Origin of the sequence: Pseudoalteromonas sp. Ps84H-4, assembly GCF_024124645.1 — a bacterium.
Lineage (GTDB): Bacteria > Pseudomonadota > Gammaproteobacteria > Enterobacterales > Alteromonadaceae > Pseudoalteromonas > Pseudoalteromonas lipolytica_C.
The window spans coordinates 1-16,373 of sequence record NZ_JAMXSK010000001.1 but is presented as its reverse complement, the minus strand read 5'-3'; the positions used below and the strand labels follow the sequence as shown (position 1 = coordinate 16,373).

At 41.7% G+C, this 16,373-nt stretch carries 15 protein-coding genes; 4 read left to right on the top strand and 11 right to left on the bottom strand.

Annotation, left to right across the window (positions count from 1 at the left end; all coding sequences use genetic code 11):
* Genes rlmH through leuS form a run of 6 tightly spaced genes read right to left on the bottom strand, consistent with a single transcriptional unit; the run spans window position 1 to window position 5,635 of the window.
* Window positions 1-471: a 23S rRNA (pseudouridine(1915)-N(3))-methyltransferase RlmH gene (gene rlmH / locus NH454_RS00075; protein WP_036967350.1), complete on the bottom strand. Its 471-nt coding sequence runs from the start codon at window positions 469-471 to the stop codon at window positions 1-3.
* 27 nt (window positions 472-498) lie between these two features.
* Window positions 499-816, bottom strand: coding sequence for a ribosome silencing factor (gene rsfS / locus NH454_RS00070; protein ID WP_054551669.1), 318 nt, complete (start codon window positions 814-816; stop codon window positions 499-501).
* 55 nt (window positions 817-871) lie between these two features.
* Window positions 872-1,507, bottom strand: coding sequence for a nicotinate-nucleotide adenylyltransferase (gene nadD, locus NH454_RS00065; protein ID WP_135924123.1), 636 nt, complete (start codon window positions 1,505-1,507; stop codon window positions 872-874).
* Window positions 1,508-1,516: 9 nt separating this feature from the next.
* Window positions 1,517-2,557, bottom strand: coding sequence for a DNA polymerase III subunit delta (gene holA, locus NH454_RS00060; protein WP_235383629.1), 1,041 nt, complete (start codon window positions 2,555-2,557; stop codon window positions 1,517-1,519).
* Window positions 2,557-3,045: an LPS assembly lipoprotein LptE gene (gene lptE, locus NH454_RS00055; protein ID WP_235383630.1), complete on the bottom strand. Its 489-nt coding sequence runs from the start codon at window positions 3,043-3,045 to the stop codon at window positions 2,557-2,559. Before lptE ends, holA begins: the two co-directional genes overlap by 1 nt.
* A 1-nt stretch (window position 3,046) precedes the next feature.
* Window positions 3,047-5,635, bottom strand: a complete 2,589-nt coding sequence (gene leuS / locus NH454_RS00050; protein WP_138558627.1) for a leucine--tRNA ligase — start codon at window positions 5,633-5,635, stop codon at window positions 3,047-3,049.
* Between the two features lie 186 nt (window positions 5,636-5,821).
* On the opposite strand from leuS, the gene NH454_RS00045 reads away from it, so the two are divergent.
* From NH454_RS00045 to NH454_RS00035, 3 genes are all read left to right on the top strand, one after another.
* Window positions 5,822-6,280, top strand: a complete 459-nt coding sequence (locus NH454_RS00045) for a zinc ribbon-containing protein (protein ID WP_135924127.1) — start codon at window positions 5,822-5,824, stop codon at window positions 6,278-6,280.
* A gap of 70 nt (window positions 6,281-6,350) precedes the next feature.
* A complete protein-coding gene (locus tag NH454_RS00040) occupies window positions 6,351-8,753 on the top strand; it encodes an ATP-binding protein (RefSeq protein WP_235383631.1) in 2,403 nt (800 codons plus the stop codon).
* Window positions 8,750-9,226, top strand: a complete 477-nt coding sequence (locus tag NH454_RS00035) for an FKBP-type peptidyl-prolyl cis-trans isomerase (protein WP_235383632.1) — start codon at window positions 8,750-8,752, stop codon at window positions 9,224-9,226. The genes NH454_RS00040 and NH454_RS00035 overlap by 4 nt, the downstream gene beginning before the upstream one ends.
* Before the next feature lie 38 nt (window positions 9,227-9,264).
* On the opposite strand, the gene lnt is transcribed toward NH454_RS00035, so the two are convergent.
* The 5 genes from lnt to miaB are packed head-to-tail and all read right to left on the bottom strand — an operon-like array spanning window position 9,265 to window position 14,698.
* Window positions 9,265-10,812 carry an apolipoprotein N-acyltransferase gene (gene lnt / locus NH454_RS00030; RefSeq protein WP_235383633.1) on the bottom strand — a complete coding sequence of 516 codons (1,548 nt, stop codon included), beginning with the start codon at window positions 10,810-10,812 and terminating at the stop codon, window positions 9,265-9,267.
* Complete coding sequence (gene corC / locus NH454_RS00025; RefSeq protein ID WP_135924131.1) at window positions 10,793-11,677, bottom strand: CNNM family magnesium/cobalt transport protein CorC; 885 nt, start codon at window positions 11,675-11,677, stop codon at window positions 10,793-10,795. Before corC ends, lnt begins: the two co-directional genes overlap by 20 nt.
* Window positions 11,678-11,699: 22 nt before the next feature.
* Window positions 11,700-12,155: an rRNA maturation RNase YbeY gene (gene ybeY / locus NH454_RS00020; protein ID WP_054551659.1), complete on the bottom strand. Its 456-nt coding sequence runs from the start codon at window positions 12,153-12,155 to the stop codon at window positions 11,700-11,702.
* Window positions 12,152-13,204: a PhoH family protein gene (locus NH454_RS00015; RefSeq protein ID WP_235383634.1), complete on the bottom strand. Its 1,053-nt coding sequence runs from the start codon at window positions 13,202-13,204 to the stop codon at window positions 12,152-12,154. The genes ybeY and NH454_RS00015 overlap by 4 nt, the downstream gene beginning before the upstream one ends.
* A gap of 48 nt (window positions 13,205-13,252) precedes the next feature.
* Window positions 13,253-14,698 carry a tRNA (N6-isopentenyl adenosine(37)-C2)-methylthiotransferase MiaB gene (gene miaB, locus NH454_RS00010; protein WP_135924133.1) on the bottom strand — a complete coding sequence of 482 codons (1,446 nt, stop codon included), beginning with the start codon at window positions 14,696-14,698 and terminating at the stop codon, window positions 13,253-13,255.
* 258 nt (window positions 14,699-14,956) lie between these two features.
* Here miaB and NH454_RS00005 point away from each other — a divergent pair, with 258 nt between their 5' ends.
* Entirely contained in the window at window positions 14,957-16,126 is a 1,170-nt protein-coding gene (locus NH454_RS00005; RefSeq protein ID WP_135924134.1) for an FAD-dependent oxidoreductase, read from the top strand.
* Window positions 16,127-16,373: the final 247 nt, after the last annotated feature.

Sequence of the window (16,373 nt, the reverse complement as noted above, 5' to 3'; positions counted from 1 at the left end):
CTACTCGCGGTGGTATGGGTGATTATTATTTAAGCTCCAGCCACGATAAAGGCTTTCGGCAACAATAATACGCACTAAAGGATGCGGTAGTGTTAGATTTGATAAAGACCATTTTTGCTCAGAAGCTGCAATGCATTCTGGTGCAAGGCCTTCAGGGCCACCAATGAGTAAGCTAACATCACGGCCATCAAGCTGCCATTTTTCCATGCTTTTAGCTAGTTGATGAGTATCCATTGGCTTACCTGTTACTTCTAAAGTAACAATGCGATTGCCTTTGGGTATTGCTGCTAAGGTTTTTTCGCCTTCAAGTTGCAAAATACGTTTTATATCCGCATTTTTTCCGCGTTTACCGGCAGGAATTTCAATAAGCTCAAGCGGCATATCACGCGGGAAACGGCGCTGATATTCTGTGAATCCGGTTTCAACCCATGCTGGCATCTTAGTACCAACGGCAATCAATTGTATCTTCAAAATGGTTTACCTATGTCCTTGCAAGGGTTAACCCCAAAGTTTCTCTAGATCATAGAAGTCGCGAGTTTGGTCTTGCATGACATGTACTACTACATCACCTAGGTCAACAAGCACCCACTCGCCTTCATTTTGACCTTCGTAACCAAGGGGCTCTTCACCAGCGTGGCGTGCTTCTTTTGCAACGTGATCAGCAATCGATTGAACATGGCGTTTAGAGTTACCAGAGCATACTAACATATAGTCGGTAATATCTGACTTTCCACGAACATCAAGTTGCACCACATCACGGGCTTTCATGTCGTCGACTTTATCAAGGGCAAATGCGAGTAGTTGTTTAGAATCCAAAGTGTTTTCTCAAAAATAAATAATCTTAATTGTTATTTTATCACGCAGGCAGCATTTATTCATCTGTTTGATAAAGATGATGCTGTGCGATGTATTGACTGACCGAAGTCGGTAAAAGTTCCGTTATTTCACTATTTGAATGCAGTTTTTTTCTGATTTCTCTTGATGCGGCATCTATTTGTAAGCCATTTAAAAAGAATAACTTACCTGCAGGTTGTTGCTTTAGTTCAGCAAGGTTATCAGTGTATGCCTGTTCCTTGTAATGAGCCAATTCACCAGCGACATTACAGGTTTGCCCCGGTCTTTGATACACGACTATGTGGCAAAGTGTGACAATTTCTTGCCATTTAAACCATTTGTCGAGGCTAATGAATGAGTCCATACCGATTAAAAAAATAATGGGCGTAGTCGGGTGCTCAGCTCTTAATTCTTGCAAGCTAAGTAATGAATAAGAGGCACCTGAACGATTAAGTTCTCTGTAATCAATCGTGAAATAAGGGATGTCTTCAATTGCAAGTTTGAGCATGTTGATACGGTGCTCATCACTAATCCCCGGTTTAGCTTTATGTGCAGGAATAGCGCAGGGCATAAAATACAGCGTATCAAGCTGACACTGTTTAACGCATTGCTCGGCCATATTGATGTGGCCTAAGTGAATTGGGTCAAATGTTCCACCAAATATAGCAATCATTATACAACTCTAATCTAAAACAGGGTGGCAAGGTAATGGCATTGCCAGTGGTTGGCAAAATACTAAACAAAGGTGTGTTAAGGCTTGATAAGGCGCAACAAGGTTGCCTTGTTTGTAGCCAGCATCAAACTCGGCTAATTGTTTGATGATTTGCTCAAGAGTACTAATTTGCAGGCGGTTTAATGCCTGCTGTACTGTTGCTTGCTGGTTTTTCCAAATATTAAACTGCCGATATAAATCAGTCATATTGGCACCGTTTAGGCGAGCGTGTTGCATTGCAAGTAAGTTAGTGGCTTCTTTATTAATGGCCCAAAAGATACTCATTGCTTCAGTGTTATCAGTAGCGAGTTTACTCATTACTTTGACTGCTTGACCTGCATTGCCGGTTAATAAAGCATCACTCAAATCGAAGATATCAAATTTTGATTGATTAAGAAGACCTTGCATTACGGCCTGCTGGTCTACTAACTCACTGCCATATAATAGAGATAATTTTTCAAGTTCTTGGTGGCATGCAAGTAAGTTACCTTCAGTGGCATCAATCAGGCTTTGTTTTGCATTATTGTGCAAGTTTAAATTTAAACGATAACATTGCTCGTCTAGCCAACGGCTTAAATGGTTACCCGTTAAGGGATAACAAGGTACAAATAAGCCTTGCTTATCTAAAGCTTTAAACCAAGCACTGCGTTGAACATCTTGACCAGCTTTGGCACCTTTCAATACCAAAATAGTGTCTGGATTAGTAAGTTCAACAAGTTGTTTAAATATTTGGCTACCTTGAGTACCTGGTTTTTGCTCGTTTAAATCAAATTCAATTAGGGTACGAGCGCTAAACAGTGACATACTTTGGTATTGAGCTACAATTTCTTGCCAATCAAACCCTGGCATTAGGGTAAATTTGATTACTTCGTCAAAACCTTGCTGTTTGGCGGCTTGACGAATTTGCATGACACATTGTGTAATTTGATAGGGCTCTTCACCAAACACCATGTAAAAAGGCGCAAGGCCTTTTTTCAATTGGCTAGGTAGTTGATTTGCATAACAACGCATTACAGTTGTGATAGCTCACGAACAATTCGACGACTGGCTTGCTTACGAATTTCGCTTAATAGCAGCTCAAGCTCTTTTGCTTTTGCAAGGGCATTATCTGGGTCGTCTTGATAGTTACGATACAATTCAAAGCGCTGGTTAATGGCTTTTTGTCTAGGGCGCTTAAGGGTATAGCTTACACTGTAGGCAAGTTCATACTCGGCAACCTGACCATTATCAAATAATGATAAGATTTGACGCTCTAAACGGTCTTTGTGGATCGTTAACTCTGGGTGTTCACCACCTTGGCTAAGTTCAACTTTACTCGCAATAAGCTCTTTTTCGACTAACTCGAATAATGCTGACTTTTCATCATCCCCGATAAGGGTGATCACTTTCAAGTCGTCAGGCAAGTTTGAGGCTTTCTTTAAATGAAAGCCACAACTTGTTAGCAGTAAACAGACTAGCGCAAGGGCTAGTCCGTTTTTCAGTGCTTGAAGCGCTGCCATCTTAGTTAGCAACCACGTTAAGTAGTTTGCCAGGTACGTAAATCACTTTGCGGATGGTTGCTCCATCAGTGAACTTAGTTACGTTTTCTTCAGCAAATGCTAATGCTTCAACTTGCTCTTTAGTTGCATCAGCTGGCACTGTTAACTTAGCACGAAGCTTACCATTAACTTGTACGATGATTAGCTTCTCATCTTCAACAAGTGCTGATTCGTCAACTTTTGGCCATGCTGCATCTAAGATGTCGCCTTCTTTGCCAAGGTCTTGCCATAATTGGTGACACATATGCGGCGTGATAGGCGCAAGCATGATAAGTAATGCTTCAAGCGCTTCGTTAGCAATTGCCACATCTTGTTTATCGGCAAGCGGTGCTTTAAGTAACTTGTTCGAGATTTCCATAATTGCAGCGATTGCAGTGTTGAATGTTTGACGACGTTCTACGTCATCAGTCACTTTTGCAATTGCTTTATGAAGTTCACGACGAAGTACTTTTTGGTCGTTATTTAATGCTGACTTATCAAGCGCTTGATAGCCTACTGTTTCTACATCAACAGCGTATTTCCAAATACGTTTTAAGAAACGCATTGCACCTTCAACACCTGAATCAGACCATTCAAGGGTTTGCTCTGGTGGCGCCGTGAACATCATGAATAAACGCACTGTATCTGCACCGTACTGGGCGATAACTTGTTGTGGGTCGATACCGTTATTTTTCGATTTCGACATTTTGCTCATGCCCGCAGAGAATACCGGCTCGCCATCTTCTTTGTGCCACGCTTTAACAACACGACCTTTGTCGTCTGTTTCAGTTTGTACGTCTGTTGGCGAAATCCAGATATCACCGCCTTTCTCATCTTTACGGTAGAAAGTATCTGCTAATACCATGCCTTGACATAGTAAGCGCTCAAATGGCTCATCTGAAGTTACTAAACCAAAGTCACGTAATAACTTGTGGAAGAAACGCGAGTAAAGTAAGTGCAAGATCGCATGCTCAATACCACCGATATATTGGTTTACTGGTAACCAGTAATTTGCAGCACCTGGCTCAATCATGCCTTCGTCAAAACGAGGGCTACAGTAACGCGCGTAGTACCATGATGATTCCATGAAGGTATCGAAAGTATCTGTTTCGTGGAATGCAGGTGCGCCATTTACCGTTGTTTTAGCCCACTCAGGGTCAGCTTTGATTGGTGAAGTAACACCATTCATTACCACGTCTTCTGGTAAGCGAACAGGTAGCATGTCTTCAGTTGCAGCAAGCTCGTTACCGTTCTCGTCGCTTAACATAGGAATTGGAGAGCCCCAGTAACGCTGACGGCTAACACCCCAGTCACGTAGACGGAAGTTCACTTTACGCTCACCTACACCCAGTGCTTCTAGTTTATCTGCAACAGCATTAAACGCCGCTTCAAACTCAAGACCGTCGAACTCACCTGAGTTAACTAACACGCCTTTTTCAGTGTAAGCTTGGTTGTCTAAATCAACAGTTTCTTCAGAGTCAGCTGCTGGTGCAATAACTTGAGCAATCTCAAGGCCATATGCTGTTGCGAACTCGTAGTCACGTTGGTCGTGTGCAGGTACTGCCATTACAGCGCCTGAGCCGTAATCCATTAATACAAAGTTAGCGACCCAAATTGGTACTTGTTTACCTGTTAATGGGTGAATCGCGTAAAAACCAGTGGCAATACCTTTTTTGTCCATGGTTGCCATGTCTGCTTCAGCGATTTTCGTGTTTTTACACTCATCAACAAACATAGCTACAGCGTCGCTGTTTTTAGCTGCTTCTTGTGCAATTGGGTGACCAGCTGCAACAGCAACGTACGTCACACCCATGAAGGTATCTGGGCGCGTTGTATAAACACTGAATGTATCGTCGTTATCAGCACGCTTAAATTCGATTTCTAAACCTTCAGAGCGACCAATCCAGTTGCGCTGCATGGTTTTAACTTGCTCAGGCCAGTGATCAAGTTTATCTAAATCATCTAATAGCTCTTGTGCGTAATCAGTGATTTTGATGAACCATTGTGGAATCTCTTTTTGTTCAACAATGGCACCTGAACGCCAACCACGACCATCAATAACTTGCTCATTGGCAAGTACTGTTTGGTCAACTGGATCCCAGTTAACTGTTGACATCTTTTTGTAAACTAAGCCTTTTTCATAAAGCTTAGTGAAGAACCACTGTTCCCATTTGTAATATTCTGGATGACATGTCGCAATTTCACGATCCCAGTCGTAACCAAAACCCAGTTGCTTTAACTGGTTGCGCATGTAATCGATGTTTTCGTATGTCCACTTAGCAGGTGCAGTGTTGTTTTTGATTGCTGCATTTTCCGCAGGTAGACCAAACGCATCCCAACCCATAGGTTGCATTACGTTTTTGCCTTGCAAGCGTTGGAAGCGTGATACTACGTCACCAATGGTGTAGTTACGAACGTGACCCATGTGGAGTCGGCCGCTTGGGTATGGGAACATAGAAAGGCAGTAATACTTTTCTTTGCTCTCATCTTCAGTGACTTTAAATACTTGGTTTTCTTCCCAGTAGGCTTGTACTTTTGACTCTATGTCTTGCGGGTTATATTGCTCTTGCATCTACGATTCCAGACTTCTTGCAAATTAATAAAAAATTGTCGATAAGGATAACTCAAAATACACGCTAATCACAGCGGCAAATAGGCGCTTTTATTAATTTTGTCTGGAAATATATTTTCAGGGCAGGTTAACCTATACTCGACTAGAATAACGATTGATTTTTCATCATTTTTGAAGGAGTAACCGATGGCAGACTATAAATCTTGGCTCACTGATTTAACTAAATGGATTAAAGATGTAAAAGACAATGAATTAAAGGATGCAATAGATAAATTTGTTGAATCAGAGCAAGCACTTAAAGATTTAGGACAAGAAAAGCTTAGCCAATATCGAGAGTATCTTAAGCGCGATATTGATCACATCAAAGAAAATGATGAGCATTATGACTCGTTGGCTTGGCTTGAACTTAAGGAATCGCTTTGGTACGAGTTATCGCATATTGAAGATAAAACCCAGTTAGAGTGGCATGCCCTTAATCAAGATTTTAAACACGATGGTGTCTATCAAGAAGGAGAATGGATAGCCATGGGCACATTAGTATGTAAAAATTGCCAACATAGTTACGATGTTTACCATGCTACGCAAATTACTCCTTGTACTGAATGTGGCGGTATTTATTTTCGCCGTAAGGCATTACAACCTTAAATCAGTGACGCAGGCTTTTGCTGGGCGTTACCTATAATGCCCAGTAAAGACTGGGAAATAAGAAGTTAGAATGACAAAAAAACTAATCCCATTACCTGTTTCTGCGCTAGCGCCAGAGATTTCTGCAAGCCATGTTGCCACTTGCATGCAAAACCCGTATCCAGAAGCACTCCCTTTTATCGGCCAGCAACGAGCACAAAGCGCTCTCGACTTTTCTCTGGGAATGGAACTTCCGGGTTATAATGTATATGTGATGGGTGAAGCGGCACACGGTCGTTACACGTTAGTGAAAGATAAACTCACAGCCCATTCTAAAGGCCGCCCAACTCCCAACGAATGGTTGTATGTAAATAACTACGACGATCACCGTGAGCCAATTGCGCTGTTTATGCAAGCAGGGCAATCGAAGCAGCTTGCCGATGATATCGACTCGTTTATTGATGAAGTGCTTGATACTTTTCCTGCGGCATTTGATAACCCTGGGTATCAGCGTAAGAAAAAATCAATTGATCGCGAGTTTACCGACACCTACGATGCAGCTATAACTGCAGTAGAAATTGCTGCTCTTGAGCAAAGCGTGGCTCTCATTGAAGAAAATGGTGTGGTTGGCTTTGCTCCACTTATTGACGGTAAGCAACTGAGTGATAGTGAATTTGCAGCTCTTGAAGAGCCGCTTCGTATAGAGTTTTATGAAGTCATTGAAAAGCTTGAAGATGCGTTAATCGAAGCGCTGATTGAGCTACCACGTTGGAAGCGTGAATCATCAGAAAAACTGCGTAACCTTAAAAAATCAACAGCAGAGCTTGCTACTAAACCACTTCTTAAAGCGCTTGAGCATAAATATGCAACACATATTGGGGTTCTTCGTTATCTAAAAGATATTCGTGAAGAAATCATTGATGCGGTACTAGAGTGGCTCGACGATGATGACAACGACGAAAATAAAGAAGATTTTGACCGCAAAGGTATGCTCACAGATTTCTTTGCGCCAAATATTTTAGTGGAATACAAAGAAGGCGATGCTGCGCCTGTAGTCTATGAGCCGAACCCAACCTTTGGCAATATCTTTGGCAAGATTGAATATGCAACGTCGCAAGGGTCACTTATCACCAGCTATCGCTCAATTCAGCCAGGTGCATTACACCGTGCTAATGGTGGTTATTTGATCATGGATGCAGAGAAAGTTATGTCTAACCCGCAAGTGTGGGATGGCTTAAAACTGTCTTTGAAAACCCATCAAATCAAAAACGACTTACCCTACCAAGACAGCTCAGTAGGAAGTAGCTTTACATTACGCCCGCAGCTTATTCCACTTGATGTAAAAATAGTACTTTTAGGGTCGCGAGAGCTTTATTACACCATAGGTGAATATGACGAAGAGTTTGCTGAGTTATTTCGTGTACTCGCTGACTTTGATTACTACTTACCAAGTAGTGATAAGCTGCAGTATCAGTTTATTACCAAGGTAACTGAATATTGTCAGCAAACACTTAATTGCACTGTGAATGAAGCGGCGATGGCGAGATTATTAAAGTTTAGTTATCGCCAAGCAGAGCATCATAATAAACTCTCAGCTCGTTTTGCTGATGTATTAGAGTTAGTGGCAGAAGCTAGTTTTTATGCTAAACAAGATGAGCAAACAGTGATTGATGCTCATCACATAGACGAGGCCATTGTTGGTAAGCAGTATCGAACTGGGCAAATCTCTGAAACCATGCTCAGTGATATCAAAGAGGGGCAAATTTTAATTGCTACTGAAGGTCACGCTGTGGGTAAGGTGAATGGCTTAACCGTGCTGCACATTGGCGATACCTCATTTGGTACACCAGCACGCATTACTGCCACTGTGTACGCAGGTGCTGATGGCGTTATTGACGTTGAACGTGAAGCTGAGCTGGGTAAAGCCATTCACTCAAAAGGGGTGATGCTATTAACCGGTTACTTGGGTAACAAGTACGCTCAGCAATTTAGCCTGACACTCAGTGCGAATATCGCAATTGAACAAAGCTATGGCTATATCGATGGTGATAGCGCTTCACTAGCTGAGTTGTGTGCGCTTATATCAGCCATTACTAACTTACCTATTAGCCAATCTATCGCGCTGACAGGGTCAATTAACCAGCATGGTGATGTGCAATCAATTGGTGGTGTAAACGAGAAAATAGAGGGCTTCTTTAAGCTTTGTAAAATGCGTGGCTTAACCGGTGAGCAAGGGGTGATTATTCCTAAATCTAATCAAGTGAACTTGGTGCTTGATGATGAAGTGCTCGATGCCGTTGAAAAAGGCCGCTTTAACATTTATGCCGTTGAAACGGTTGATCAAGCATTGAGCTTATTAATGGATAAAGACGCAGGTGAAATGACCCCACAAGGCTACCCTGATGGCTCTATTAACGCGCTAGCCTTAACAAGGCTTGCCAATATTGCTGATATCGTAAATGGCGACAATGATGATGAGAAGGACGCAGAATGATTAATTTATTACTTTTACTGATCATCGGCATTTTTTGCTTTTTAATTTTTAAAAATAGTAAAAAGGCGAAGCTACAAGCCCTTGAAAATGAAAAACTAGCGGCGGATTTTTTAGCGAACAATAGTAAAGCCGACGATGTTCATGAAACAGCATCTGGGCTGCAGTACAAAATTGAGCATCGCGGCGACAATGAGGCAAAACCAAGTGCCACCAGTAAAGTCAAGGTTCACTATCATGGTACGCTGTTAGGCGGCAGCGTATTTGATAGTTCAGTGGTCAGAAACTCGCCAATCAGCTTTGGTTTAAATCAAGTCATTGCTGGTTGGACTGAAGGCTTACAGCTAATGAGTGAAGGGGATAAGTTTACCTTTTATATTCCACCGCAGCTAGCATACGGCAGTAAACGGGTAGGCAGCATTCCAGCAGGTTCATTGCTAATATTTGATGTAGAGTTGATTAAGATAGAATCTTAAAATTTTAAAAGGCTTCATATTGAAGCCTTTTTTATTTGTTATTTCTTAACCCTGATAAACACAGCCACAGCACTGAGTAATATCACTACAATCCATACTGGCCAATTACCATATTGACTATAAAGACTATCGCCTTTGATTAAGGTGATATTGGCTTCAAGTACATCAGCTTTAAATTGCGGCATGCTCAACTGTGATTTAGTGATAGGGTCGTAAACGGCGCTGATACCATTATTCGTTACGCGAATTAGCGGGCGTTGTAATTCTAGAGCACGCATACGGGCTATTTGCATATGCTGATGCGGGCCATGGGAGTCGCCAAACCATGCATCATTACTAACGGTGAATAAAATGTCTGAATCACTGCGATAATTACCACGCACTAAATCAGCAAAAGCAATTTCATAACAAATAGCGGGTAAAATATGTAAGCCGTTCGCCTGTAGATTGTTTTGAACTTCATCGCCTCGAGTAAATGACGACATAGGTAAATCAAACAGTGGGGCGATTGGACGCAGTAATTCTTGAAATGGCACGAACTCACCGATAGGCAATAATTGGTGCTTTTGATAGCGATTTTTACCTAAATACTGATAATGACCTTCGCTATCATCTTGCTCTTTTTTACCTAATACAATGAGGGTATTAAAAATATTACGGGTGTCGTATTGATAATCCACGATACCGGTGATCAGGGCTGTGTTGTTAAAAGCAGCTGCACTATCAAGACCGGTTAGGTATTGTGTTGATAGGGCTTCAAGCTCAGGGACAGCAGCTTCTGGCCAAACAATGAGATCAGCATTCCAGTGTAGGCGCGTCATGTCTTGGTATTTACTCATAGTATTCCAAAACTCTGACGGTTCAAATCGTAAATGCTGTTTAATGTTCCCTTGTACTAAAACTGTTTTAATTGTTTTATCTTGATACTGTAAAGCACTATTACTCGCAATTACGTATAAGCCTGCCAACAAGGTCACAGAGCCGATTAACGGCTTTATGTCTTTACCTAGCAAACGAAAGAGTGAAAACGCGATGAGCACGCAAACAAGTGTTATACCAAACTCGCCAATCACAGGGGCTAAAAAGTTCAGTGGGCTGTCGGTTTGTGTATAACCAAAGCTCAACCAAGGAAAGCCTGTTAGCAAAGTGCCACGTAAGTACTCTGTAACCGCAAAGTTGGCAAGCAACAAGCAGATAAAGCTATAGGGCCCTTTAGCAAGGCGGGTTGTCAACCAAGCTGCTAGTGCAGGATACAAGGCTAAGTAAGCGCAAAGTAGCACCATCAATGAAATCGATGCAATTAATGGCATACCGCCAAAGGTGGCTATCGATACATGCACCCAACTAATACCTGCACCAAACCAGCCTAAACCAAAGATAAAGCCATACTTAGCACTTTGTTTTGCGGCCGATTTACCATTTGCCTGCGGATTAATGCAATAGATAAGTATGCCAAGAGAGAGAAAGGCAATATACCAAAGATTATAAGGGGCGTAGCTTAAGGTTAAAAAGAGGCCCGCAATGAGTGCGAGCCAGGCTTTTTTATCTTTTGCAATAAGGCTTAGCTTAGTTAGCAGTTTCTTCACTGTCGTTATCATCAGCCTTAGGAATGGTGACTTGCAATTGTAAGATGCGACGGTTATCTGAGTTGGTGACTTTAAATTGCAGGCCATCAATATCAATTGTTTCACCGCGACTTGGCATATGACCAAATGCGTGTAAAACAATACCACCTATGGTGTCAGCATCAGAGGTGCTGTAACCGGTTTTAAAATACTCGTTAAAGTCATCAACTTCAGTCAGTGCTTGTACTGCATAAACGTGTTTAGCTACTTGACGAATATCTTGTTGGTCTTCGCTTTCGTCGTGCTCATCTTCGATTTCACCAACGATGATTTCAAGAATATCTTCAATGGTTACTAGACCCGACACGCCGCCGTATTCATCGATGACGATTGCCATATGGTATCGCTGTTGACGGAATTCGTTAAGCAGTGTGTCAACACGTTTGCTTTCTGGTACGACTACTGCTGGGCGTAAATAATCACGCAAAGAAGGTAACTGCTCATCTTTGTTTAAGATAAGTGGTAATAGATCTTTTGCTAATAAAATACCTTCAACATGGTCTTTATCTTCACACACCACTGGGAAACGTGAATGTGTTGAGTCAACCATCATAGGTAACAGCTCTTCAAGTGGTGTATCAACCTCTAACGTAACCATTTGCGAGCGAGGGATCATGATGTCACGAACTTTAAGCTCAGATACACCAAGTACTCCTTCGATCATTTCTTTGGTTTCAGGGTCGATAAGGTCGCGTTCTTGCGCATCGGCAATTACTTCAACCAGCTCTTCTTTATTCTGGGGTTCCCCTTGCAACATTTGGGTTATTCTGCCCAACCAAGTTTTGCCAGAAGAACCCTGGCTAGATTGCGAGTTGTCGTCGCTCATTGCGTCTAATTGCTCCGTAAATTTAAATATCGTCTCGATATGGGTCTGCGATGTTCAGATCAGCAAGTAATTGCTTTTCTATGCTTTCCATTTCGAGTGCATCTTCGTCCTTTATATGGTCAAATCCAAGTAAATGCAAGCATCCATGGATCACCATATGGGCAAAATGGTCATGAAAGGTCTTTTCTTGCTCAATAGATTCGGCCAAAACAATGGCCGGACAAATGATCAAATCACCCACTAAAGGTAACTCAATACCCGGTGGTGCTTCAAATGGAAACGATAAGACATTAGTCGGTTTATCTTTTCCACGGTAATCATTATTGAGCTGCTGGCTTTGTGCTTCGTCGCTTATGACGATAGTAAGCTCAGCGTCTTCACGGTAGTTACTAAGGGCTTTATCAGCCCATAGTTGGAATTGTTCAAAGCTAGGTAAGTCGTCAAACTCACAGGCTATTTGTAAATCTAATTCGGTCACGAGTTTGGTTCTTGTTGGTTTGCTTGTGCTTCTTTTGCACGTTGCTTTTCTGCGCGCTTTAAACGCTCAGCTTCATCATTTCGCTCATAGGCTTCTACGATACGTGCAACAACAGGGTGGCGCACGACATCGTGTGATTGGAAGAAATTAAAACTAATTTCATCTACGCCGTTTAATACCTCAATAGCATGACGAAGCCCAGAGCGAGCACCACGTGGTAAGTCAACTTGTGTTATATCACCTGTGATCACTGCTTTTGAATTAAAACCAATACGGGTTAAGAACATTTTCATTTGTTCTGCGGTGGTGTTTTGGCTTTCATCAAGAATAATAAAGGCATCATTTAATGTACGACCACGCATGTAAGCAAGTGGGGCCACTTCAATGATGTTTTTCTCAATTAGCTTTTCTACACGCTCAAAGCCCAGCATTTCGAATAAAGCATCGTAAAGTGGGCGTAAGTACGGGTCGATTTTTTGGCTTAAGTCACCCGGTAAAAAGCCTAGTTTCTCACCAGCTTCAACTGCAGGGCGCGTTAATAAAATACGGCGAATCTCTTGACGCTCGAGGGCATCAACAGCAGCTGCAACGGCTAGATAAGTTTTACCTGTACCAGCGGGACCGATACCAAAGGTAATATCGTGATGCAGGATGTTAGCAACATACACGCCTTGGTTATCGTTGCGTGGTTTAATAACGCCACGGCGTGTTTTAATCACCATGTCTTTACCGTACACGCCCGGGTTTTCATCTTGCTCTAGGGCATTCGATTCGCTAATTGCTAAATGCACTGCATCAGGTTCAATTTCGCCTATTTGACCACGAATAGGTTGAGTGTCAATGTAAAGGTTTTTTAAGATTTCAACGCTGGCTGCGGCGCAATGAAGTTTACCCGTGACTCTGAAAAAATTATCACGGTGGGCAATTTCAACACCTAGGCGGCGTTCAATTTGTTTAATGTTTTCGTCAAACGGACCACATAAAGAAGAGAGTCGTTTGTTGTCGGCAGGTTCTAAATAAATCTCTAATGTTTTTAATTGATTACTCAAAATTACTTCCTATTCATGGGTGCTGGCAGTGCCAGCACCAGTGTCTCCCTAAGGTACGAAAGTAGCAACGCCAATTTCGTTAGGGGCAGCTGCGGCTTCAGCTTCGGCAGCTTTATTTAAAATTGCTGATGGCGCCACATCACGACGTAAATTCATCTCTGATTCTGTACGAATTAATTCACCACGTAAAGAGTTTGGCAACGCTTCAGTAATACGTACATCAACGAATTGACCGATCACTGAGTGAGGGCCTTCGAAGTTCACTACACGATTGTTTTCTGTACGGCCACGTAATTCCATCGGGTTCTTCTTAGAAGGACCTTCAACCAGGATACGTTGTTCAGTACCAAACATTTGGCGGCTAATTTGCTGCGCCATTTGCGTGATGCGGTTTTGTAATAGGTATAAACGCTCTTTTTTCTCTTGCTCAGTCACATCGTCTGGTAAATCGGCAGCAGGTGTGCCAGGGCGCGCACTGTAGATGAAGCTAAAGCTCATATCAAAACCGATATCATTGATAAGGTTCATAGTTGCTTCAAAATCAGCTTTACTTTCACCAGGGAAACCAATGATGAAGTCTGATGACATGCTTAGGTTAGGGCGAATTTTACGTAATTTACGAATCGTCGATTTATACTCAAGCGCGGTATGACCACGTTTCATCAGGTTAAGAATACGGTCAGAGCCACTTTGTACTGGTAAGTGTAAGTGATCAACAAGCTCTGGCACATCAGCGTAAGCATCGATGATGTCTGGTGTAAACTCTACCGGGTGCGAGGTGGTGTAACGAATACGGTCAATGCCGTCAATCGCTGCAACATAACGTAGTAGGTCAGAGAAGTAACAAATCTCACCGTCGTGTGTTTCACCGCGATACGCATTTACGTTTTGACCTAAAAGGTTTACTTCACGCACGCCTTGCTCTGCAAGTTGCGCAACTTCAAGGAGCACATCATCTAAAGGACGACTTACTTCTTCACCACGCGTGTAAGGTACTACACAGAAAGTACAGTACTTAGAGCAACCTTCCATGATTGATACAAATGCAGTAGGACCTTCTGCTTTTGGCTCAGGTAAGCGGTCAAATTTTTCAATTTCAGGGAATGAAACGTCAACCACAGATGTGCTGTCGCCACTTTGCACTTGCTTAATCATTTCTGGCAAGCGGTGTAATGTTTGCGGGCCAAAGATCACATCAACAAATGGCGCGCGTTGGCGAATTGAGTCACCTTCTTGCGATGCAACACAACCACCAACACCAATGATTAAGTCTGGCTTGTCATCTTTTAATAACTTCCAACGGCCAAGCTGATGGAACACTTTTTCTTGTGCCTTTTCACGGATTGAACAGGTATTGAGTAAGATCACGTCAGCGTCTTCAGCTTCTTCAGTTAACTGATAGCCGTTTGTCGCATCTAGTAGATCAGCCATTTTCTGAGAGTCGTACTCGTTCATCTGACAACCCCAGGTTTTAATATGCAGCTTTTTACTCATTGAAATATAGCCTCGTTTTCAATTCGGTAGTGACACAAAAATGTGTTAGAAACAGGATTAAGTGGCAATTATGCCGACTTAAAGGACGCGTATTTTAGCTGGATACCCGCACAGATCCAAGTATAGTTTTAATCTTTGTGGTGTGAAATCAAACAAGTCCCTGATTTGAAATTCTTAAGTATTAAATGCACTGACACTGTTTATTGAATTACGTTACAATTTGCCGGGTATTTAAATAGCCAAATGAGCGAATATTAAATGAATAAAAATAAGATAATTGTTGTTGGAGGTGGCATGGTAGGTTCTGCTACAGCCATAAAATTGGCGCAGCAGGGGAGTGATGTCACGATTATTGAAAAGCACCTTATTGATGCGGATAGTATTCTTAGCTCAGATAAAGTGGATATTCGTATTTCGGCTATTAATCGTTTTTCAGAGCACCTACTTGATGAGCTTGGGGCAATGCCATTATTGCGTAAAAACCGAATCGCACCTTATCAACAACTAGAAGCGTATCAACAGCAAGATGAGAGCTTATTATTTGATTGTAAAGATATTGGCGAGACACATTTAGGCCATTTAATTGAAAATAGCTTAATTCAGGCGAGTCTATGGCAACAATTTGCTGATTACAATATTGAGGTTATCGAGCAAAAGACTCCTGTAACCGATATAAATCAAACTGACGATTCAATCACTCTGAATTATGGTGATACACACTATACGGCAGATTTAGTCATTGCGGCTGATGGTGGTCAATCACAATTGCGCACCAAAGCTGGATTAGGTGTAACTGGTTGGCAGTATGCTCAACATTGTATGGGTGTATTAATAAAACTGGATGCTCCTCAACAAGTAAAAACGTGGCAGCAATTTACTCCAACCGGACCTGTCGCGTTTTTACCTATGCAAGCACCTTATGCAAATTTAATTTGTTACCACGACGCAGCAGTTTTAAAGCAATGGCAAAAACTTTCTAATGAAGAACTTAAAGCAAAGCTCATTGCACATTTCCCTGAACTACCGGGTGACTTTGAATTACTTGAGCATGCTGTCTTCCCTCTTGCCAGACAACACGCCAATGACTACTCACAAGGGCGTTTAGTACTCGTGGGTGATTCAGCGCACACAATTAATCCTCTTGCAGGTCAAGGCGTAAACTTAGGCTTTCAAGATGTGGTTGCATTGGCGGATATTTTGGAAGATCAAGAAGACGTGGGTCAACATCAATTATTAAAACAATATGAGAAAAAACGTCGTCATGCGAATTTACTCATGATGAGTATGATGGATGCATGCTATTTTGGTTTTTCAAATGAAATAAAACCACTCAGTTGGGCGCGGAGCAAGTTCTTGAAATTAGCCAATAATAAAGGCCCTGCAAAAAATTGGGTATTGAAATATGCGATTAGTGGCACGTTAGGCTAATACTCGTCTGCAAAAATACCTAATAAGTAAGCGTATTGGTATAAAATATAGATTGCGGGTTAATGAAAATTAGCCCGTTTTTTTATGCTAAATACAATCGAATATAATTTTTGAGAAATTAGAAATTAGAAATTAGAAATTAGAAATTAGAAATTAGAAATTAGAAATTAGAAATTAGAAATTAGAAATTAGAAATTAGAAATTAGAAATTAGAAATTAGAAATTAGAAATTAGAAATTAGAAATTA